Below are 20,412 nucleotides of genomic sequence, written 5' to 3'. Positions count from 1 at the left end.
TCTGATATGTCTGAACATTCACACCAATGCGTAATTATCGGGATTGCAGGCGCGTCTGCTTCCGGTAAAAGTTTGATTGCCAGAACGGTTTACAACGAACTTAGAGAAAAAGTTGGCGATCAACAGATCGGTGTTATTACGGAAGATTGTTACTATAACGATCAAAGTCACCTGAGTATGGATGAACGGGTTAAGACGAATTACGATCATCCCAATGCCCTTGACCACGATTTGCTTTGTGATCATCTCGAAACCCTGATTCGCGGTGAGGCGGTTGAAGTGCCGCAGTACAGTTACAGCGAACACACCCGCATGACAGAAACCACCCCGTTGACGCCAAAGAAGGTGATCATTCTTGAAGGCATCCTGCTGCTGACTGACCCTCGTTTACGTGACCTGATGCATGCCACCGTTTTTATGGACACCCCACTGGATATCTGCCTGCTTCGCCGTTTGCAGCGTGATGTGGCAGAACGCGGCCGGACCATGTCATCGGTTCTGCAGCAATACCAGAAAACCGTTCGCCCTATGTTTATGCAGTTCATTGAACCGTCCAAACAATATGCCGATATTATTGTGCCCCGAGGCGGTAAGAACCGCATTGCCATCGATGTATTAAAAGCGCATATTGCCCGCTTACTCAAAGCGTAACGGGATAGCAAAGGCTGACTCAGGTCAGCCTTTTTTGTCTCCTGTGTCCCGTCCTGAGATAAGTTGACACATTGGAGACTTATCAATGAACTCATCAAGCAAATCAAAGATAAAACGAACACAGCGTGATTACACATTAGGCTTTAAACTCGCTGTTGTTGCTCAGGTTGAAAAAGGCGAGATGACCTACAAACAAGCCCAAGCACACTTTGGCATTCAGGGACGAAGCACTGTTCTTGTATGGCTAAGAAAGCATGGTAAGTTAGATTGGTCGAAGCCAGTTGAACACTTCCCTACTATGCCTAAATCAAAAGAATCGCCAGCACAGAAGATTAAGCGCCTAGAAAAAGCCCTTGCCGACGCTGAATTAAAGAACATGATTTACAGCGATATGGTGGAAATCCTTAAAAAAGAACACGGAATAGACTTGGAAAAAAAGTACTTAGCCGAGCGCTCTGGCTTGCCAAAGAGCAAGGAAAAGTAAAGCTCGCAACTGCATGTAGGCAGTTCAATTTATCCCGGCAAGCTGTGCATCAATGGAAGCAGCGCCTCGAAGTGCGTGCTGAGGAACTCTTGCCTGTAAAAGAGATGGTAAGGTACTGGCGGCAACTTATGCCTCGGGTTGGTACTCGTAAGCTATACCAGTTGATTAAGCCCCAGCTAGAGAAACAAGGAATAAAGTTGGGACGAGATGGGTTATTCAAGTACTTAAAAAACGAGAACCTGCTGGTCAAGCCAAGGAAGAACTACACCAAGACGACGAACAGCAAACATTGGCTCAGGAAGCACCCAAACCTTTTGAAAGATAAAGTTGTTCATCATGTAGAGCAAGTGGTTGTGAGCGATATTACCTATGTCAAAACAGATGAAGGGACACACTATCTCTCACTAGTTACAGACGCTTACTCCCGGAAAATATTAGGCTATGAATTGAGTAACGAAATGAAGGCTAGCGACGTGGTAAAAGCGCTGGATATGACCATAACCAACCGCCAAACAGATGCAGCAACAATTCACCACTCAGATCGAGGGTTACAATACTGCTCATCAGAGTACCAGGAAAAGTTAAGCGCCAATAGCATGATACCTTCAATGACTGATGGTTATGACTGTTATCAGAATGCGCTGGCTGAGCGGGTTAATGGCATACTAAAGAGTGAGTTCCTACTCTACCAGTGCAATACCCTAAAAGAGCTTATGGTGTTAGTGAAAGAGTCGATATCGACATATAACGACTTGAGACCGCATACGAGCTTGGGGATGAGAACCCCGAGTGAAGTGCATGAAAAAGCCAGTAGGGAATACCTACTGGCTACATAAAAAGCGTCAACCTATTTTAGGACTAGACACTGAATTCTGTTTTGTAATAAAAAGCCGTGACGTTATGTCACGCAAGCGGCTGCAAAGATAGACCTGCTGCGAGCAGGTCGTTATAGTGGCGGCAAACTTTTCTGATAGTATTTTTGATTTTTTGCCCTGGAGATAATCCGCACCATGAGACTTTGTGACAAAGACATCAAGGCCTATCTTGATGAAGGTAAGATCAGTATTGAGCCGCGCCCGTCAAATGATGTGATTAGCGGTCTGACAATCGATGTCACCTTAGGTAATAATTTCCGTATTTTTACTGATCACGGTGCGCCGTTTATCGATCTCTCCGGCAAAAAAGAAGATGTTGCAGCACAGCTCGAAAAAGTCATGAGTGATGAGATTCAAGTCGCCGACGGTGATGCCTTTTTCCTCCATCCGGGACAACTGGCGCTGGCGGTGACGCATGAATCTGTTACCTTGCCGGATAATATTGTCGGCTGGCTGGACGGACGTTCTTCGCTGGCCCGCCTGGGTTTGATGGTACACGTGACTGCGCACCGGATTGATCCGGGCTGGTCGGGCAGAATCGTACTGGAATTTTATAACAGTGGCCGGCTGCCGCTGGCGCTGCGTCCGCACATGCCGATTGGCGCTCTGAGTTTTGAGGTGCTGTCCGGCTCTGCTGAGAAGCCTTATAACAAGCGCGCCAATGCGAAATATCATAATCAGCAGGGTGCGGTTGCCAGCCGAATCAATGAAGACGAGAAGAAACATCGCTGATTATTGTCAGCCGCGTATTAAATTGTCGTCAGAATGATAAGGTCACCTTAACGGTGGCCTTATTTTTTGCTTTAATAAATCAGGTATTTTGACATTTTTTGTTGGCATTTTTAGTGTGTCACAGGTCAATAAATCTTGTTCAACATGGCACACACTCCGAGGACACAATGAAAAAAATTCTCTATGTACTGCTGGCGATCGTGCTGGTTGTGGTGGTGGCGATTGGCGTTCTGGTGACGCTGGTCGACCCGAACCAATTTAAGCCTTTGATTGCGGAACAGGTGAAGAAGGCCACTGGCCGTGATTTGGTTATTGAAGGCGATATCGGCTGGCGTTTTTTCCCGAGCATGGGTTTCGCGGTTGGCCGGACCGAATTTCGTAATCCGGCAGGTTTTGATGAAACCAACCTGGTTCAGTTCAATGAAGCGGGGGTGTCTGTGTCTGTACTGCCGCTGCTGTCTAACCGGCTGGAAATTGGCCAGGTCACGCTCAAAGATGCCCGTGTGTTTATTCAGACGCGCAAAGATGGCGTCAGTAACCTGGATGGCTTAGGTGGCGATAAACCGGCTGCAGACAGGGCGTCTGACTCCCGGGAAACTGAGGCGCAGCCGACAGTGTCAGGTGAGGGTGAAGTGGTGGCTGAAGGCGAAACAGCAACCGGAGAGAAGTGGGTGATCAGTCTGGCAGGCATCGCGCTTGAAAATGCCAGTGTCAGTTTGCGGGACGATCAGGCAGGCACTGTCACTGCGCTGGACTCGCTGAACATGAATCTGAGCCAGTTTGCGCCGGGAGAATGGGCGGATCTGAATTTTGATCTGGCGGGTCAAAACGGTGCGATGCGCTTTTCTGTCCAGGGTAAAACCAGCCTGCAATTGGCGGAAACTCTGGATAACGCGGCGCTGAAAAACACCGAATTGTCCGCCAGCATGACAGAAGCCGGCACTCAGCTGGAGAATGTCACCCTGAAGCTGGATGCCTTTAATCTGGGCGAGTGGAGCGAGGTGACCCTGTCAGCGAAGGGGGAAATCCCTGATCTTGCCTTCAAGGCTGAGGGTAAAACCCGGATTAGGGTCAGCCAGGATAAGGCGAACATTTCTCTGCAGGCGCTGGATCTGAATTCTGATCTCGAAGGTGCGGCTCTGCCCCGACCGACGATGAAAGTGGCCGTGTCTGGCGATGCTGAATACGATCTCAAAGCCGCGCTGGCGACCCTGAGCGGATTGACGGTGAAGGCGGATGAGCTGGCGTTGAGCGGTGATGCTTCTTTCAAACAGGCGGATATTCCGGTGATCCGTTTTACGCTCAGCAGTGAGGAGATTAATGTCGACAACTGGACTGGTGGCGACGCAGAGGCTGCAGAAAATGAGGAAGCCAAGCCGTCAGAGACCGCAAACACGGCACCTGCACCGGCTGGCAGTGCGACTGTCAGCGAACAGGAGCCTGATCTGTCGGTCTTGAAACAGTTCGATGTCGACGGCACTGTGACGGTGAAGCGCTTTGTGGCGGCAAACGCCAAGCTGAACAATGTTGATCTGGCGATAGCGATTAAAAATGGGGTGTTTTCTCTCAACAAGTTTGCCGCCCAGCTGTACGACGGGACAATATCCGCCACAGCCAGACTGGATGCGAACGGTTCTTTGCCGGTTTACCAGATCAGCAATGCCATCAAAGGGGTACAGGTACAGCCTTTGCTGGTTGATGTCGCCGACAATGATATTTTGGCGGGCACGGGTAACATTGATGTTGAAGTGGCAGGCAAAGGTCTGGCCGAGTCGCGGCTGAAGAAGAACCTGGACGGGACAGTTGCCATCAATTTTGCCGATGGTGCGGTGAACGGGATCAATATTGCCAAGATGATCCGTGAAGCCAAGGCCAAGCTGAAAGGTCAGTCTGATACAGTACAGAACGAGCCGAAAAAGACAGATTTCTCTGCGCTGACGGCGACCTTTATGCTGAAGGACGGCAAAGCGGCGACCAATAATATGCATCTGGCTTCGCCTCTGCTGCGTGTTGAGGGTAAAGGGAATACGGATCTGACCGAGCAGTCACTGGCGTTTCAGATTGACACCTCTGTGGTGGCCACCAGTAAAGGACAGGGCGGTAAATCGGTAGACGAAGTCGCGGATATCACAGTGCCGCTTGATATTACCGGCACCTGGCAGGCACCAGATTATGCCATCAACTTTAAAGAGCTGGTGAAACGGAACAGCGAGCTGGATAAGCGGGCGAAAGAGCTGGAAGCGAAAGCCAAAAAAGAAGCCGACAGGCTGGAAGAAAAGGCCAACAAGGAAGTGCAACGCGGGCTGGATAAACTGCTGGGTGATAAAGCCAGTGATGATAAAGTCAAAGAAGCCACGGATAAGCTGCTGAAAGGACTGTTTAACTAACGCGCAGTTTGCGAACAAGTCAATGTGATCAGGGCCAGCCGGGTAAACCGCTGGCCCTTTTTATGTCTGCCGCTATTTTGTTACTGATAATGTAGTTGGGCTATCTCTGACTGAGCGGTTTGGTACAATCAGCAAAAAATCATGGAGAGTGACCTTGGATTCAGTGACACAGGCGGCGTTGGGCGCTGCGGTTGCCGGTATGATAGCCGGCCGAAAAGCTTCACCCAAAGTACTGGTGGCCGGTGCTATGCTGGGCACGGTGCCGGATCTTGATGTCGTCATCGATTATGGCGATCCCGTTTCGGATATGGTGAAGCATCGCGGGTTCAGCCACTCTCTTTTTGTGCTGTTTCCGTTCTCATTGCTGCTGGCGTGGTGCTGGCACAGATGGCGGCCAGCCACCTCATTTAGTTTCTTACGGTTGTGGGGCCTGATCGCGGCCTGTTTAATCACCCATCCTATTCTGGATGCTTTTACCGCTTACGGCACTCAGCTCTTGTGGCCGCTGCCTGTCAGCGTGGCGGTGTCCAGTATCTTCATCATTGACCCGCTGTATACCCTGCCGCTGTTAGTGACCTTGCTGGCGTCATTCATGTGGCGTGATCGTATTGCCCGTTTGTGTCAAGCCGGGGTGATTCTGTCCAGTCTGTACCTGATCTGGTCGGTTGTGGCGATGCAGATCATTGAGCAGAGAGTGGAGAACCAGGTGGCAGGAACACCATTGGAAGGTAAACCGGTATTTGTTTCGCCAACCCCTTTTAATACCGTGTTATGGCGAATTGTGGTGCTGGGCGAGGACAGCTACTGGGAAGGGTTATCGTCACTGCTGGATGAGTCAGATACGGTGGACTTTCTGGAGAAAGACCGCGGCCGCTGGCCACTGACTGATAAGCCTTCAACATTACAGGCGCTTGAACGTTTTACCCGCCAGTTCATTCGCTATGAAGAGAACGGCAGCCAGATCATCGCCACCGATCTGCGTCTGGGCATGGTGGATTATCTGCCGTTCCGGTTTGTGTTTGCCAGCCGGGAGAAGTATTCAGACTGGCAATTCCCGCTGCCGGTGCAATTGAACAGCCCGCAAGTGCGGATCAAACATCTCCCCTCATTGTGGCTGCGTCTTTTGGGCAATCAGGATATTGATGCAGACCTCTGCCATGTGTCTGAGGCCTGTCATCATTCGGCGCCGCCGTCCTGATTACCAGTCTACGCCTTTGCGGGCTTTAATACCGCTCTCAAAGGCGTGTTTGATGTTGCGGACTTCTGAAACGGTATCGGCCATGTCAGTCAGGCGACGGTGAGCCGCGCGGCCTGTGACCACCACGGATTGCTCCGGTGGGCGCTGCGCAATCGTGTTCAGCACGTCATCGATATCCAGATAGCCGTAAGTCAGCATGTAAGTCAGTTCGTCGAGCAATACCACGTCATAGCTGGCGTCTGTCAGCATCTTTTTACATTCAGTCCAGGTGGTCTGTGCTGCGAGTGTATCGGCTTCTTTGTCTTGCGTATCCCAGGTAAATCCTGTGCCCATGACGGCAAATGTCACACCGTGCTGTTCGAGCAGATTTCTTTCGCCATTGTCCCAGGTGCCTTTGATAAACTGACCAACACCGCATTTCTGACCATGACCGACCGCGCGGGCTATCGTGCCAAAACCAGAGGTGGACTTCCCTTTCCCATTACCGGTAATGACCAGCAAAATACCTTTTTCAGTCTGCGCGGCAGCCACTCGGGCATCGACTTCATCTTTGACTTTTTGCTGCCGGGTTTTGTAACGATCCTGTTTCTTGTGTTCGTCTGCCATAACTGCCTCTTTATGTTGGCGTGCCTGCGGAAAAGAAAAGAGGTGATTGTGTTCGAGGCAGGCAGAAGACGCAAGTGGGATTGGCGGTTTAATGTCGTCCAGACTCTCTCATTCCTTAGTCAATGGAAGAAAACAGGGATTGCTATACTTCTAGCGTGACCCCTTGGCAGGTATAGAAGGTGACGTTGTGAAATATGCCCTTTTTGTTTTTTTATTATGGCGCTGGCAGTGAGCGGCTGCGCAAGAAACCCTTACGGTAACAGCTACGGCCGATCTCAGGCACAACAAATTCAGCAAGTGAAATACGGCACGATTGTCCAGATTGATCCTGTGACCTTAGAAGGTGAGCAGAATGTCATTGGCACGATAGCAGGTGCAGCCGTTGGCGGGATACTGGGCTCGAAAATCGGTGGCGGCAGCGGTTCAGACATAGCGGCTATCGGTGGGGGATTACTGGGTGGTTATGCCGGGAATAAAGCCTCACAGAATCTGTCGGAAAGTAACGGGGTAAATCTGACGATTAAACTTGATTCAGGCGAAACCATTGCCATCGTCCAGGCTGTTGATCCGAATATGCTTTTTCGGGTTGGGCAGAAAGTACGGATTAATGTTACCGGCAGAACCGCACGGGTCGTGCCTCAGTAGTCCATTCTTTAATACTGAAATTTAGATAAGATTTCACAATTCTCGAGTAGCCAGGCCGCGATATTGCGGCCTGGCTGATCTGTCGGATGACAGGATCTGGCCGGTGTTTATGTCTTAGCGACCAGTTCAGCCATTCTTTGCAATTCCGTCAGCAAGCCAGCGAGCCCTTTGTGCATCGCGTCATTGGCTTGTAGCACGCCTTCGTCATTAATGTATTGATTGTAAAAAGCAATGGGTACAGATGCCGACAGAGTCAGCGTACCGACGCCTGACAGCAACAACCGTAAGGCCTGGGTTGAACGCAGCCCGCCGGACACTCCGCCATAACTGACAATACCGGCCGGTTTTCCTGCCCATTCTTTGGCCAGAAACTGGATGGCGTTCACCAGTGCGGCAGGCGGGAAATAGTCGTATTCCGGAGTTACAAAGAGAATGGCGTCTGCCGCGGCAACGGTTTGGCTCCACTGCTTCGTATGTGCTTGGGTGTATTTTTGCTGAGCAGGGTGATCAGGCTCATCCAGTAAGGGCAGGTTCACTGCTTTCAGATCAGCAAATGCCACTTCAAACTGTGCTGCACTTTCTGCTTCTTGTACCACCCAGTTAGCGACTGGTAAACCACCACGGTTCGGCCGGGTACTGCCGAAGATGATCAGTAGTTTTTTCATAACTATTCCTTGAATACTGACACAGGCTAGTGACGTCAATGTTCAAGTGTAGTGTTGATTTGCTGTAAATGACGAAGAGCAAAGTACTTTTTATGCTGTTGCAATCCGATTTGAGGCCCGGCGGGCATTCAGGACTGACAGAGACGTATCAGCCTTACCGGATGACAACATCTATTATATGCAAATATCTATGTATGCCTGGGGGCAAACATGATGATGCACATGCCCGTGATGGCCACAGACGCACCGAGCAGATCCCAAAATGTCGGGCGGATGCCGTCAACCAGCCATAGCCAGAAGATGGCAGCGAAGATATAAACCCCGCCGTAAGCAGCGTATACCCGGCCGGACGCTGTGGGGTGCAAAGACAAAAGCCAGGCGAATATCGCCAGACAAATCGCGGCAGGAAAAAGCAGCCAGATGGATTTGCCTTCTCTGAGCCACAAATAGGGAAGGTAGCAGCCAAGAATTTCTGCCAGTGCGGTGAATAAAAACAGCATCAGGGTTTTCAGTTCTGTCATGGGGCGAATGTTCAGTGTGTGGATAATCTGCTGCTATTTAACCATAACAGCTTCAGTTAGGGGGAATTTGCTGAGACTGCGGAGACTTTTCATCCGGTTTACTGAGCTTGCGTTTGATCCCGAGCAGATTGGATAAAAAGGCATTTTTATTGACTAGGTCGAAAGGAGTGAATAGGATCACACTTTTTGCTCACTATGGAGAGACAGATGTCAATTACGCCGCCTTAGCCGACAAGCCACCCTCTCATCTTTCTAACCTCTTGTTTACACAATTTTTTGAGAAATTTTATGATAGAAACGATAAAGCGCGATTGGTTCTCCAATGTGCGTGGTGATGTATTGTCCGGGCTTGTAGTTGCACTGGCTCTTATTCCAGAAGCGATTGCTTTTTCCATTATTGCCGGGGTTGATCCAAAAATCGGCCTGTATGCCTCATTCAGTATCGCGGTCATCATTGCGTTTACCGGCGGCCGCCCTGGCATGATTTCCGCGGCAACCGGTGCCATGGCACTGCTGATGGTGACTCTGGTCAAAGAGCATGGTTTGCAGTATTTGCTGGCAGCCACAGTACTCACCGGTATCTTGCAAATCGCAGCCGGGTATCTGAAGTTGGGTGATCTGATGCGCTTTGTGTCCCGCTCGGTGGTGACGGGATTTGTGAACGCATTAGCGATTCTGATCTTTATGGCTCAGCTACCTGAACTGACCAATGTCACCTGGCATGTTTATGCCCTGACGGCTGCCGGGCTGGGGATTATCTATCTGTTCCCTTATTTGCCTTATGTCGGCAAAATTCTGCCTTCGCCGCTGGTGTGTATTCTGGTTATTACTGCCGTCACATTGACCTTTGGGATTGATATCCGCACGGTTGGCGACATGGGGCAGTTGCCTGACACCTTGCCTGTTTTCCTGTGGCCGGATGTGCCGCTGAATCTGGAAACCTTATGGATTATCCTGCCTTACTCCGTTGGTCTGGCCATCGTGGGTTTGCTAGAATCCATGATGACAGCCACAATCGTGGATGATCTCACCGACACCGGCAGCGATAAAAACCGCGAGTGTAAAGGTCAGGGGATTGCCAATATTGCCACCGGCTTTCTGGGCGGAATGGCCGGTTGCGCCATGATTGGCCAGTCGGTGATCAATATCAAATCCGGCGGCCGTGGCAGGTTATCAACCTTTATCGCAGGCTTGTTCCTGCTGATCATGGTGGTCTTTCTCAGTGACTGGATCAAGCAGATCCCAATGGCAGCGCTGGTTGCGGTCATGATCATGGTCTCTATTGGTACTTTCTCCTGGTCGTCCATTAAAGATCTGAAGTCACACCCGCTGTCGACCAATATCGTGATGGTCACGACTGTCGCTGTGGTTGTGGCCACACACAACCTTGCGATCGGTGTGTTTGTCGGTGTTCTGCTGGCGGCCCTGTTTTTTGCCAACAAGATCGGCCACTTTATGGTGGTGAAGAGCGAGCTGGAAGAAAACGGCGAAGCAAGAACCTATCGCGTTGTGGGACAAGTCTTTTTTGCCTCTTCAGATCAATTTATCGCCGCCTTTGACTACAAGGAAGTGCTGGAGCGTGTCACTATTGACCTGTCATCGGCCCACTTCTGGGATATCACAGCTGTCTCATCACTGGATAAAGCCGTACTGAAGTTCCGCCGTGAAGGTACCCAGGTCAATATTATCGGTATGAATGAAGCAACAGCGACCATCGTTGATAAATTTGGTGTTCATGACAAGCCAGAAGATGTTGAAAAACTGATGGGCGGCCATTAAGGAGATATCATGACGCAATATATAACCGCATGTATAGACGGTCAGCATTACTCGAATGCTGTGGTGGAACTGGCCGCCTGGACAGCCAGGCGTTTGGATACGCCGTTAAAACTGCTGCACGTGCTGGATAAAGACAGGTATCAGGCTGACTCGCAGCTCTCCGGGACCATTGGTCTGGGTAGCCGCGAAGCGTTACTGAAAGAGCTCAGTGAGCTGGATGAGAAGCGCTCCAGACTGGAAATCCAGCACAGTAAAGCTTTGCTCAATGATCTGGCATCTCTGGTCACAGACACTGGCGTCCCTGCTGTGGTAAAGCAGCAACTGCATGGCCACCTTGTTGAGACCCTACTGGAACTGGAACCCGAGATTCGGGTATTGGTGCTGGGCAAATCCGGCGAATTACACCAGAAAGATGCCAAGGCGATTGGTTCACAGCTGGAAAGTGTGGTGCGGGCATTCTCTACCCATACCCTGATCGCAAACGGCGATTTCAGTGAACCGACAGAGTACCTGCTGGCGTTCGATGGCAGCGAAACCAGCCAGAAGCTGGTGCAGAAAGCCATTGATACCCCGTTACTGAAAGGCATGACGTGCCACTTGGTGATGGTCGAGGATGCAGACAATAAACGCGATGCGTTTGAATCTGCTGCGAAGACCCTGACCAATGCTGGCATTACCGTCACTCAGGTGTGCCTGACGGGATCAGTCGGCAGTGCGATTTTGCAATATCAACAGGAAAAAGCGATTGGCATGATAGTGATGGGGGCGTACGGTCACTCTCAGCTGCGCCAGTTCTTTGTCGGCAGTCATACCACCCGGCTTCTGCTTGATGCCACTGTCCCTGTGCTGTTAATCAGATAACACAGAGAAACATCCGAGACTCAGACCAAGGGAGCGATTTCGCTCCCTTTTTTTGATCGCTAAAACACCGCCTATGGCGGTGGTGATTGTTTGGATATTGCTTTTATCTGACAGGGATGCGTACTCTGTATCAAGCATAAAGATAAGCTGATGAGGGAAATGGATGCCAGAGAAAAGAAAACCGTCCGTGCTGTTCGTCTGTATGGGCAATATTTGCCGCTCGCCGACCGCAGAGGCTGTGTTGCGTGCCAAGGCAGTGGAAGCGGGGGTTGAGGTTGAGATCGATTCTGCAGGAACGATTGGATATCACCAAGGAAAACGGCCGGACAGCCGTGCGCGTGCTGCCGGAGAAGCCAGAGGATACAGTTTTGAGGGGATTCGTGCCCGTCAGATAGCTGCTGGTGATTTTGATAAGTTTGATTTAATTCTGGTTGCGGACAGACAGAATTTGTCTGATCTGACAGCCATCTGTCCGGCAGAATACTTGTCTAAGCTGTCCTTGCTGCTCAACTTTGCCGAAGAAGCAGAGGAAGATGAAGTCCCGGATCCGTACTATGGCGGCGAGGCAGGATTCGAGCATGTGCTGGATTTAATCGAAGCTGCTGCGGACAGGATAGTTGCCGGTATGAAAAAAGGTGATTTAGCGTGAGCTGTGTGTGGCTCTGAGTGAGGTGGCCAGGCTGGAGAGGTCCGTTCATTCGGGACACAGAAAGTAAAAAAGCCATGCAAATGCATGGCTTTTTATTTTCATGGCGGTATCAGAATTACTCTTGTGTCTCTGAGGCCGCTTTGGTCATTGGCGCTGAAGCAATGTTCGTTGCTGTCTGACTACCTGCCTGACGGGCTTGCATCAGACTGGCACGTAACGGTGCAATCGCGACCGGTGTCGTATCCAGTACTTGCTGCGGAGCAGGGGCCTTGGTCATCGGAGACACGCTGTGAATCCCGCGAGGTGAGCTTGCCGTCACTTGCTGCTTAACGGCAGCTGTCACTTGGGCCACAACAGGCTGTTCAATGCTCTCTTGCGGACTGGCTTCTTCTGCCTGCTTGTTCGCAACAGTTTCTGCGACAGCTTCAGTGACAGTCTCTGCGACCAGAGGCTCGGCAACATCAGCGTCGGTAGCCGGGCTTTCAGAAACCTGGGTGGTTTCCGGTGCTTCAGCCACAGTTGCAGGTGCCGTTTCAGCTTGCTCAACGCTGGCTTGCGCTGGTTCACTTTGCGCTGCAGGCTGACGAAGTGGCATGACTTTACCCATTGCCAGTTCCGGCATAGCCACACCGCTCAGAGATGCAGTCTGGGTTGTCGCGGGTTGCTCAGTCTGTACTGCTTCTGCAAGAGTTTCAGTGACTGCGGCGCTATCTTCTGCGGCAGTATCTTCTGCATGGACAGCAGGCTTGTCGTGACGAGGCCAGACTTTACCCATTGCCATTTCAGGAGACGCCACACCTGTCGTTGGGCGACGCTTGGGGCGCTCAACAATGGAGACCACGTTTTCCATTTCGCCCAGGCTGTCAGACACTTCTTCTACCGCATGGGTAATGGCATCAGAGACGGCCTGATCGACCTGGTTTTCATCCTGTTGAGGACGTGTATCGCGAATGCGGCGACGGCGTTGACCGCTGGCACGCAGGTGACGCGGTGAGCGGCGGTTACGGCGTTGACCTTCCTGACCTTCCTGAGCATCTGTTTCCGGCTGTACATCGGCAGATTCAAGCTCAGCGGCAGAGTTGGCTTCTTTGGCCATTTCGATACCGACGTTCTTAACACGGCTTGGCTTGTTCTCGCTGACCGCAGCAGGTGCTTGCTCTGTGTCACCGGCTGGCTGCAGTTCTGCAGATTCCAGGCGGATCTTCTTATGCAGCTGGCGACGCTGGCGACGCTGTTTTACCTTCTCGGTCTTGGGTTGCTCAACGTTGTCGGTGATCGCTTCCGCTGTTGTGTCAATGGCCTCTGCCGTTTCAGCTTGTTGCTGCTTTTCCTTACGGCGTTGCTTTTGCACTTCATCGCGGCGTTGGCGTTTTTGCTCTTTGATTTCTTCGTCAGCGATGGTGCGCGGTGCCGCCGCTTTCACTGGTTTTTCAGCCTGAGCGTTACGCTCTTGCTTCGGACGCTCATTGCGACGACGTTGCTGACGCTGACCTTTTTCGCCAGCTTTAGCATCGCGTGAATCGCGATCATCATCCTGACGGTTACGGCTCTGGCCCTGACGGCTGCCGTCTTTGCCGCGGCGGTTATCACGACGGTTGTCACGTCGGTTATCCTGGCGTACGGCAGGTGTTGTCTCTTGCTTCTCTGCCGGCTTCTCTTCAGAGGTGCTGCTAAAGAGGCTGGCAAGCGCACTGAACAGACGCTGGAACAGACCCGGCTTGCTTTCAGCTTTGACCGTCGGCTCAGAGACTGCAGCAGGGGCAGGCTTCACAACCGGCGCTGGTGCTTTTGGCGCAGTGAATCCTTGCAGAACGGGCTCTTCACGTTTCTTGGTTGCACGCTCCGGCGCCGCTTCCGCGGCTTCTGTCTCACGTGTGGCTTCCAGCACTTGCGGAATGTGGTAAGACAAGGTGTCTTTTTCTTCGCCGGTACGCACACGCAGCACTTCAAAATGCGGTGTTTCAATATCAGCGTTAGGCACAATCACCACTCTTACATCGTGATATTTTTCGATGTGTTGAACAGAGCGACGTTTTTCGTTCAGCAGATAGGACGCAACAGCAACCGGCACGATAGCCTGTACCTGAGAGCTGTTGTCTTTCAGTGCTTCTTCTTCAATTAAGCGAAGAATAGACAGAGACAGCGACTCGTTATCACGGACCACACCTGTACCTGTACAGCGTGGGCAGACATGGTGGCTGGCTTCAGCCAGAGAAGGACTCAGACGCTGACGCGACATTTCCAGCAGGCCGAAGCGGGAGATACGGCCGATTTGCACGCGGGCACGGTCCATTCGCACGGCTTCGCGCAGGCGGTTTTCCACTTCACGCTGGTGACGAACCGGGGTCATATCGATGAAGTCGATAACCACCAGGCCGCCTAAGTCGCGCAAACGCAGTTGACGGGCGATTTCGTCGGCCGCTTCCAGGTTGGTCTGCAGCGCGGTTTCTTCGATATCACCACCTTTCGTGGCGCGGGCAGAGTTGATATCGATAGAAGTCAGGGCTTCTGTCGGGTCAATCACCACAGAACCACCGGAAGGCAGACGTACTTCACGCTGGAAAGCTGATTCAATCTGGCTTTCAATCTGATAGTGGCTGAACAGCGGCACTTCGCCTTCGTAACGTTTTACTTTAGGCAGAAAATCAGGACGGATCAGCTTGATGTGATCACGGGCGCGGTCGAAGATTTTCGGGCTGTCGATCAAAATCTCGCCAATATCACGGCGCAGATAGTCACGAATCGCACGGGCAATCACGTTACTTTCCTGATGGATCAGGAATGGGGCAGGGTGGGCATCGGCGGCTTCTTTCACTGCACTCCAGTGATTGAGCAGTACGTTTAAATCCCACTCCAGCTCTTCAGCGGATTTGCCCACGCCCGCAGTACGTACAATCAGGCCCATGCCATCGGGTAGCTGCAGGGTGCTCAGTGCGGCTTTCAGTTGTGTGCGTTCTTCCCCTTCGATTCGGCGCGAGATACCGCCGGCACGAGGGTTGTTTGGCATCAGTACCAGGTAACTTCCCGCCAGAGAGATAAAGGTTGTCAGCGCAGCCCCTTTGTTGCCGCGTTCTTCTTTATCCACTTGAACGATCACTTCCTGACCTTCTTTCAGTACTTCCTTGATATTAGGACGACCCTGATAGGTGTAGTTGGCTGGGAAGTAGTCGCGTGCAATTTCTTTCAGAGGGAGGAAACCGTGACGCTCGGCACCATAGTCGACGAAAGCTGCTTCAAGACTAGGTTCGATACGGGTAATGCGGCCTTTGTAGATATTTGCTTTCTTAGATTCGTGTCCTGGGCTTTCGATATCAAGATCGAATAGCTTTTGACCGTCCACTAATGCGACGCGCAACTCTTCCTTCTGAGTTGCGTTGATCAACATTCTTTTCATTCTGTGTACTCATTTATTGTCGTTGTTTTAGTGAGCCAATATTGGATTTTCTACCGATGCTGCCTGACCCCAAGTCTGATTTACGGTTGCAACCTCACGGTTGGATGTTTCAGGAGTGCTCTATGGCTACACGTATCTGCCAGCTGTACTTAAAGATGGTATAAGACCATTAAAAGTGGCTTTAAGACCCTACGGTACTCAGCCGGTAACACCGCGTCATCGCGGTTGTATCTCTAACACCGATAAAAAATCTGCAATCGGAACACTAATAATGACTCTGCATGACTTATCGTCTTACGCCTATTGCAGCGACGCCAAGCAGAGCAGGATAAAAAACATTCATCATGACGAAAATATGACCGTCATGGCACGGAAAGTGGGAAATTCCCTATTCCAGACTGCAATCATAGCAGGGTGACTTTTTTGCGGCAATCTGCTTTATAGCCGTGATAGAATCTTGGGCTATGAAAGATGACAAACCAAAAGTGCAATTCATCGCGATTGCTGATGATTTTGCCGGGCAAAGGATTGATAATTTTCTCCGTGCCCGACTGAAAAACGTGCCCAAAAGTATGATTTACCGGATTTTGCGTAAGGGTGAGGTGCGAGTAAACAAAAAAAGGATAAAACCGGAGTACAAACTCCAGGAAGGGGATCTGGTGAGAGTACCGCCTGTGACCTTGCCAGAGAAAGAAGCAGCGGCGCCTGTCAGTACCAAACTGGACAAAGTCGCTGAGCTGGAAAATTGCATCATTTACGAAGATGAGCACATGCTTATCCTCAATAAACCGTCAGGTACCGCTGTACACGGTGGCAGTGGCCTGAAATTTGGTGCCATCGAAGCGCTGCGGGCGTTGCGCCCGGATGCCCGTTTTCTGGAGTTGGTACACAGGATAGACAGAGATACTTCAGGCATTTTGCTGGTCGCAAAGAAACGTTCAGCCCTGCGTAAACTTCAGGAACAGTTCAGGCAGAAAACGGTTCAGAAATATTATTTTGCGTTAGTCATGGGGCAGTGGCCGAAAGAGTGCCGTAAAGTCACCGCTCCGCTGCTGAAAAACGAAGTCAACAGTATTGTTCGGGTCAATCCGAACGGCAAAGCGTCTGATACACGTTTTAAAGTCCTGGAAAGTTTTCAAGAGGCGACGCTGGTGCAGGCCAGTCCGGTCACAGGCCGTACGCATCAGATCCGTGTGCACTGTCAGTACACAGGTCACCCCATTGCCTGGGATGACAGATACGGTGACCCGCGTTTTGATGCGTATACCAAGACGGCCGGGCTGAACCGTCTCTTTTTACATGCAGCGAATATCCAGTTTGAGCACCCGCACTCGGGTGAGAAAGTGGAATTCAATGCCCCGATGGATGCCATGCTCAACAGAACGCTGGAGGCGCTTCGCCAGCGTTGATGCACTCAGTTAATGCATTCAAAGGACGTCAATACCCTGTCGGGACAGCATCTCCCGCAAACAGATGAGAGGCAAACCGATCAGGGTATTGGGATCCCGGCCTTCCAGGCGGTCAAACAAGGCGATACCCAAGCCTTCGCTTTTGAAGCTGCCGGCGCACTGTAAAGGTTGCTCCCGTTCAACATAACGTTGGATCTCAGCCAGCGTCAGGATGCGGAAATGCACATGAAAGGGCTCGCAGATGACGTCGCTGGTGTCCGTCTGAGCGTTATAGACGCACAGGCCTGTATAAAACGTGACTGTCTGACCGCTGGCGGCGGCGAGCTGGGCACAGGCCTGCTCTGAGATATGAGGTTTACCCACGATCTTGTCGTTAATGACGCAGACCTGATCCGAGCCGATGATGATATGGGACGGATGTTCTGCCCGGCATGCACGGGCTTTGGCTTCAGCCAGCCGCTTGACCAGTGTTTCAGCCGATTCATCAGGAAACGGTGTTTCATCGATATTGGGTGATGCGCAGTCGAACGGTAAACCGAACTTCTCCAGCAGACTGCGGCGGAAGGGAGAAGTGGAAGCCAGAAGTAGCGGTTGTTTCATGGTTTGACTCAATGTGTGTAGGTGTGTTCAGTGCGTTTTTTCTCCCAGCGATAGGGGGAGCAATAAGCTGAAATCTACGCTAGTTTTAACTCAGAACCAACCTTATTATACCTGCCGTACCATGGACTTGGACAGGCAATGAAAACCCCCTGGGGGGAAATGGTCAAAAGCTGGGATTTCGGACACATTTCCTTTGACTCAAACCAATTAGAAGGCTAATATTCGCGCCCTATGCAAAAGGTAAAATTGCCGCTGACGGTAGATCCGGTCCGCGCTGCTCAAAAAAAGCTCGACTATGATGGCATCATCAAAGCCGAGCTTTTAGAGCGTTTGGCTGAATCGGCTTCCAGCGTTTTAAGTGATGCAAACGTCATCTTATCATTTGACTTTGACCAGCGTCATATCGCATTCATGCGCGGGCATGCTGATGTCGATGTGATGTTAACCTGTCAGCGATGTCAGGAAGAATTCCAACACCATTACAGTGTGGATTTCTGTTATAGTCCGCTCCTCAGACCCGAGGAAGCAGATGAGTTTCCGGAAGCTTATGAGCCGGCTGAAGTCGACGAAAATGGTGAGATCAATCTGCTTCAACTCATCGAAGATGAGCTGATTCTGGAGTTACCGCAAGTGCCAATGCATGATGAAGCTGACTGTTCAGTCACTGCATCAGGTATGAGCTTCGGTGAGATCCCTGTTGCTGATGAGCGTCCGAATCCGTTTGCAGTATTAAAAAACTTGAGTAAAAGTAATAAGGAGTAGGGTTAATGGCCGTACAAAAGAGCAAAAAATCACGTTCAGCACGTGGTATGCGTCGTTCACACGATGCACTGACTAGCGCTGCTGTATCTGTCGATCAGAACAGCGGTGAAACCCATCTGCGTCACCATGTGACTGCTGACGGTTTTTACCGTGGCCGCAAGGTTATCAACAAATAAGGTTGAACCTTGACTGGTCTAACCGTTGCACTTGATGCAATGGGTGGGGATTTCGGTCCTCAGGTAACAGTGCCTGCCGCCGTGCAGGCACTGTTACAATACCCGTCGCTTAATCTGCTTCTCTTCGGTGATCAAAGTGCAATCACCGCTCAACTCTCATCGCTTAATTCTACTCATCATCCCCGTCTGACTGTTGTCCACTGCGATCGTGCCATCGCTGATCACACGCGTCCGTCTCAGGCATTACGCCAAAGCCAGGGTTCGTCTATGCGCCGGGCATTGGATGCGGTGGCAGAAGGTGACGCGGATGCCTGCGTCAGTGCAGGAAATACCGGCGCTCTCATGGCCTTGGCTCGCTATACGTTGAAGCAACTCCCCGGCGTAGAACGTCCTGCTTTGGTGTCCGCGATCCCCAGCCGCCGCGGTGGCAAAACCTGGTTGCTGGATCTGGGCGCCAATGTCTCTTGTGATGCTGATACTTTGTTTCAGTTTGCGGTGATGGGATCGGTACTGGCCGAGCAGGAATTGACGGGCAGGCCGCCCAAAGTGGCCCTGCTCAATATTGGCTCTGAAGAAATTAAAGGCAACGATCTGGTTAAACGTTGTGCTTCTATGCTGAGCCGTTCACCGGATGTGCATTACATTGGCTATGTTGAAGGCAATGAACTGTATGACGGCAAAGCCGATGTGGTTGTCTGTGACGGTTTTGTCGGCAATGTCAGCCTGAAAACCAGCGAAGGGGTTGCTAATCTCTTTATAGAGAGCTTTAAACAGGCGGTCAGCCAGCATCCTATCAAGCGATTGATCGCTAAGTGGCTGTTTAGTGACCTGTTCCGTCAGATACAAAGCCTGAACCCCGACCAGTACAATGGTGCAAGTCTGTTAGGATTGCGCGGTATTGTCGTGAAAAGCCATGGAAGTGCTGACGTTGCTGCTTTGACCAATGCGATTGGTGAGGCGGTACATGAAATCAAACGGAAGATACCGGCAAAAATCAGTGACCGTTTGGAACACGTACTACTTGAGAGGCATTTTTAGTCTTCATGTATAGCAGAATATTAGGCACTGGCAGCTATCTGCCAGAGCAGGTTCGTACCAATGCGGATCTGGAAAAAATGGTGGATACCAGCGATGAGTGGATTGTCGCTCGCACTGGTATTCGTGAGCGTCGCATCGCGGCAGAAGACGAAACCGTTGCAGTCATGGGGTATCACGCTGCAAGCCGTGCGATGGAAATGGCCGGTGTTGCGGCTGACGAGATTGATTTAATTATCGTTGCGACAACTTCCGCCAGCCATGCTTTTCCGTCTGCAGCCTGTCAGGTACAGGGGATGCTTGGCGTCAAAGGCTGCCCGGCATTTGATCTTGCCGCGGCCTGTTCCGGTTTTGTCTATGCCTTGAGTGTGGCGGATCAACACATCAAAACCGGCATGGCGAACAAGGTGCTGGTTATCGGTGCGGATGCGCTGTCCCATAAGTGCGATCCGCAAGACCGTTCCACCATCATTTTATTTGGGGATGGTGCCGGGGCCGTCGTGCTGGGCGCCAGTGAAGAAGCCGGTATCATTTCTACCCATTTACATGCAGATGGCCATTTTGGCGGTTTGCTCAGTTTGGCTGTGCCTGAACACGGTAAGACATTCGATTGTAATAAATGGCTCTTCATGGCAGGCAACGAAGTCTTCAAAGTGGCCGTCACACAGTTGTCGAATCTGGTGACGGATACACTGGCAGCCAACAATATGGAAAAATCTGATTTGGACTGGCTGGTGCCGCATCAGGCCAATTTACGTATTATTACGGCGACGGCGAAAAAGCTGTCCATGTCGATGGATCAGGTTGTCGTGACTCTGGATAAGCAAGGGAACACGTCAGCGGCAACGGTGCCAGCTGCACTGGATGAAGCCGTACGAGACGGCCGCATCCAGCGGGGACAGACACTGTTGCTGGAAGCCTTTGGGGGTGGATTCACCTGGGGTTCGGCACTGGTGAAATTCTGATAGCACCGCACGTTTTTT

Annotated in this window: 19 protein-coding genes; 14 read left to right on the top strand and 5 right to left on the bottom strand. The window is 51.3% G+C overall.

Annotated features, from left to right (window positions below; translation table 11 throughout):
* Positions 1-6 precede the first annotated feature (6 nt).
* The 5 genes from udk to P4S53_RS19245 all read left to right on the top strand — a co-directional run bounded on the left by udk (position 7) and on the right by P4S53_RS19245 (position 6,327).
* The gene (gene udk, locus P4S53_RS19265) at positions 7-651 is read left to right on the top strand and encodes a uridine kinase (protein ID WP_337113957.1); all 645 of its coding nucleotides are present in this window, start codon (positions 7-9) and stop codon (positions 649-651) included.
* Positions 652-736: 85 nt separating this feature from the next.
* Positions 737-1,971, top strand: a protein-coding gene (locus tag P4S53_RS19260; protein WP_337111999.1) for an IS3 family transposase whose coding sequence is annotated in 2 segments (ribosomal slippage) — positions 737-1,082 and positions 1,082-1,971 — 1,236 coding nt in all. Because the reading frame shifts where the segments join, the coding sequence is not laid out codon by codon here.
* 174 nt (positions 1,972-2,145) lie between these two features.
* Positions 2,146-2,742, top strand: coding sequence for a dCTP deaminase (gene dcd / locus P4S53_RS19255; protein ID WP_337113956.1), 597 nt, complete (start codon positions 2,146-2,148; stop codon positions 2,740-2,742).
* 167 nt (positions 2,743-2,909) lie between these two features.
* Complete coding sequence (locus P4S53_RS19250; RefSeq protein WP_337113955.1) at positions 2,910-5,129, top strand: AsmA family protein; 2,220 nt, start codon at positions 2,910-2,912, stop codon at positions 5,127-5,129.
* A 154-nt stretch (positions 5,130-5,283) separates the two neighbouring features.
* The gene (locus P4S53_RS19245; protein WP_337113954.1) at positions 5,284-6,327 is read left to right on the top strand and encodes a metal-dependent hydrolase; all 1,044 of its coding nucleotides are present in this window, start codon (positions 5,284-5,286) and stop codon (positions 6,325-6,327) included.
* Here P4S53_RS19245 and cobO read toward each other — a convergent pair whose 3' ends face one another.
* Entirely contained in the window at positions 6,328-6,933 is a 606-nt protein-coding gene (gene cobO, locus P4S53_RS19240) for a cob(I)yrinic acid a,c-diamide adenosyltransferase (RefSeq protein ID WP_337113953.1), read from the bottom strand. It abuts the gene before it with no gap.
* A 216-nt stretch (positions 6,934-7,149) separates the two neighbouring features.
* Between cobO and P4S53_RS19235 the strand changes: the two genes are divergently transcribed.
* Entirely contained in the window at positions 7,150-7,578 is a 429-nt protein-coding gene (locus P4S53_RS19235; RefSeq protein WP_337113952.1) for a glycine zipper 2TM domain-containing protein, read from the top strand.
* A 107-nt stretch (positions 7,579-7,685) separates the two neighbouring features.
* Here P4S53_RS19235 and P4S53_RS19230 read toward each other — a convergent pair whose 3' ends face one another.
* Both P4S53_RS19230 and P4S53_RS19225 read right to left on the bottom strand, forming a co-directional pair.
* Entirely contained in the window at positions 7,686-8,243 is a 558-nt protein-coding gene (locus P4S53_RS19230) for an NADPH-dependent FMN reductase (RefSeq protein ID WP_337113951.1), read from the bottom strand.
* Between the two features lie 188 nt (positions 8,244-8,431).
* Positions 8,432-8,764, bottom strand: a complete 333-nt coding sequence (locus P4S53_RS19225; RefSeq protein WP_161456524.1) for a YnfA family protein — start codon at positions 8,762-8,764, stop codon at positions 8,432-8,434.
* Between the two features lie 288 nt (positions 8,765-9,052).
* Between P4S53_RS19225 and P4S53_RS19220 the strand changes: the two genes are divergently transcribed.
* From P4S53_RS19220 to P4S53_RS19210, 3 genes are all read left to right on the top strand, one after another.
* Positions 9,053-10,543 (top strand): SulP family inorganic anion transporter, encoded by a 1,491-nt coding sequence (locus P4S53_RS19220; protein ID WP_337113950.1) that lies wholly within the window; start codon positions 9,053-9,055, stop codon positions 10,541-10,543.
* Between the two features lie 9 nt (positions 10,544-10,552).
* Positions 10,553-11,404, top strand: coding sequence for a universal stress protein (locus P4S53_RS19215; protein ID WP_337113949.1), 852 nt, complete (start codon positions 10,553-10,555; stop codon positions 11,402-11,404).
* Between the two features lie 163 nt (positions 11,405-11,567).
* Positions 11,568-12,053, top strand: a complete 486-nt coding sequence (locus P4S53_RS19210; RefSeq protein ID WP_337113948.1) for a low molecular weight protein-tyrosine-phosphatase — start codon at positions 11,568-11,570, stop codon at positions 12,051-12,053.
* A 115-nt stretch (positions 12,054-12,168) separates the two neighbouring features.
* Here P4S53_RS19210 and rne read toward each other — a convergent pair whose 3' ends face one another.
* Positions 12,169-15,447, bottom strand: coding sequence for a ribonuclease E (gene rne / locus P4S53_RS19205; protein WP_337113947.1), 3,279 nt, complete (start codon positions 15,445-15,447; stop codon positions 12,169-12,171).
* Positions 15,448-15,911: 464 nt separating this feature from the next.
* Here rne and rluC point away from each other — a divergent pair, with 464 nt between their 5' ends.
* The gene (gene rluC, locus P4S53_RS19200) at positions 15,912-16,856 is read left to right on the top strand and encodes a 23S rRNA pseudouridine(955/2504/2580) synthase RluC (RefSeq protein WP_337113946.1); all 945 of its coding nucleotides are present in this window, start codon (positions 15,912-15,914) and stop codon (positions 16,854-16,856) included.
* Positions 16,857-16,874: 18 nt separating this feature from the next.
* Here the strand turns inward: rluC and P4S53_RS19195 are convergent, their stop codons facing one another.
* Positions 16,875-17,456: a Maf family protein gene (locus P4S53_RS19195; protein WP_337113945.1), complete on the bottom strand. Its 582-nt coding sequence runs from the start codon at positions 17,454-17,456 to the stop codon at positions 16,875-16,877.
* Positions 17,457-17,687: 231 nt separating this feature from the next.
* Between P4S53_RS19195 and yceD the strand changes: the two genes are divergently transcribed.
* From yceD to P4S53_RS19175, 4 genes are read left to right on the top strand one after another with little or no spacing between them, the layout of a single operon-like run.
* Positions 17,688-18,218, top strand: a complete 531-nt coding sequence (gene yceD, locus P4S53_RS19190; protein ID WP_027253513.1) for a 23S rRNA accumulation protein YceD — start codon at positions 17,688-17,690, stop codon at positions 18,216-18,218.
* 5 nt (positions 18,219-18,223) lie between these two features.
* Positions 18,224-18,394, top strand: a complete 171-nt coding sequence (rpmF, locus tag P4S53_RS19185; protein WP_027253512.1) for a 50S ribosomal protein L32 — start codon at positions 18,224-18,226, stop codon at positions 18,392-18,394.
* 9 nt (positions 18,395-18,403) lie between these two features.
* Positions 18,404-19,432, top strand: a complete 1,029-nt coding sequence (plsX, locus tag P4S53_RS19180) for a phosphate acyltransferase PlsX (protein ID WP_337113944.1) — start codon at positions 18,404-18,406, stop codon at positions 19,430-19,432.
* 5 nt (positions 19,433-19,437) lie between these two features.
* Positions 19,438-20,394: a beta-ketoacyl-ACP synthase III gene (locus P4S53_RS19175; protein ID WP_337113943.1), complete on the top strand. Its 957-nt coding sequence runs from the start codon at positions 19,438-19,440 to the stop codon at positions 20,392-20,394.
* Positions 20,395-20,412 lie beyond the last annotated feature (18 nt).

It is taken from the genome of Photobacterium sp. Hal280, from assembly GCF_037162255.1.
Lineage (GTDB): Bacteria > Pseudomonadota > Gammaproteobacteria > Enterobacterales > Vibrionaceae > Photobacterium.
The sequence above is the reverse complement of the archived record's forward strand: the minus strand, read 5'-3'. Positions and strand labels throughout refer to the sequence as shown.

Coding starts and splice junctions, on each gene's coding strand:
- udk (WP_337113957.1), top strand. CDS start 7: ATGTCTGAACATTCACACCAATGCGTAATTATCGGGATTGCAGGCGCG.
- dcd (WP_337113956.1), top strand. CDS start 2,146: ATGAGACTTTGTGACAAAGACATCAAGGCCTATCTTGATGAAGGTAAG.
- P4S53_RS19250 (WP_337113955.1), top strand. CDS start 2,910: ATGAAAAAAATTCTCTATGTACTGCTGGCGATCGTGCTGGTTGTGGTG.
- cobO (WP_337113953.1), bottom strand. CDS start 6,933: ATGGCAGACGAACACAAGAAACAGGATCGTTACAAAACCCGGCAGCAA.
- P4S53_RS19235 (WP_337113952.1), top strand. CDS start 7,150: ATGGCGCTGGCAGTGAGCGGCTGCGCAAGAAACCCTTACGGTAACAGC.
- P4S53_RS19230 (WP_337113951.1), bottom strand. CDS start 8,243: ATGAAAAAACTACTGATCATCTTCGGCAGTACCCGGCCGAACCGTGGT.
- P4S53_RS19225 (WP_161456524.1), bottom strand. CDS start 8,764: ATGACAGAACTGAAAACCCTGATGCTGTTTTTATTCACCGCACTGGCA.
- P4S53_RS19220 (WP_337113950.1), top strand. CDS start 9,053: ATGATAGAAACGATAAAGCGCGATTGGTTCTCCAATGTGCGTGGTGAT.
- P4S53_RS19215 (WP_337113949.1), top strand. CDS start 10,553: ATGACGCAATATATAACCGCATGTATAGACGGTCAGCATTACTCGAAT.
- P4S53_RS19210 (WP_337113948.1), top strand. CDS start 11,568: ATGCCAGAGAAAAGAAAACCGTCCGTGCTGTTCGTCTGTATGGGCAAT.
- rne (WP_337113947.1), bottom strand. CDS start 15,447: ATGAAAAGAATGTTGATCAACGCAACTCAGAAGGAAGAGTTGCGCGTC.
- rluC (WP_337113946.1), top strand. CDS start 15,912: ATGAAAGATGACAAACCAAAAGTGCAATTCATCGCGATTGCTGATGAT.
- P4S53_RS19195 (WP_337113945.1), bottom strand. CDS start 17,456: ATGAAACAACCGCTACTTCTGGCTTCCACTTCTCCCTTCCGCCGCAGT.
- yceD (WP_027253513.1), top strand. CDS start 17,688: ATGCAAAAGGTAAAATTGCCGCTGACGGTAGATCCGGTCCGCGCTGCT.
- rpmF (WP_027253512.1), top strand. CDS start 18,224: ATGGCCGTACAAAAGAGCAAAAAATCACGTTCAGCACGTGGTATGCGT.
- P4S53_RS19175 (WP_337113943.1), top strand. CDS start 19,438: ATGTATAGCAGAATATTAGGCACTGGCAGCTATCTGCCAGAGCAGGTT.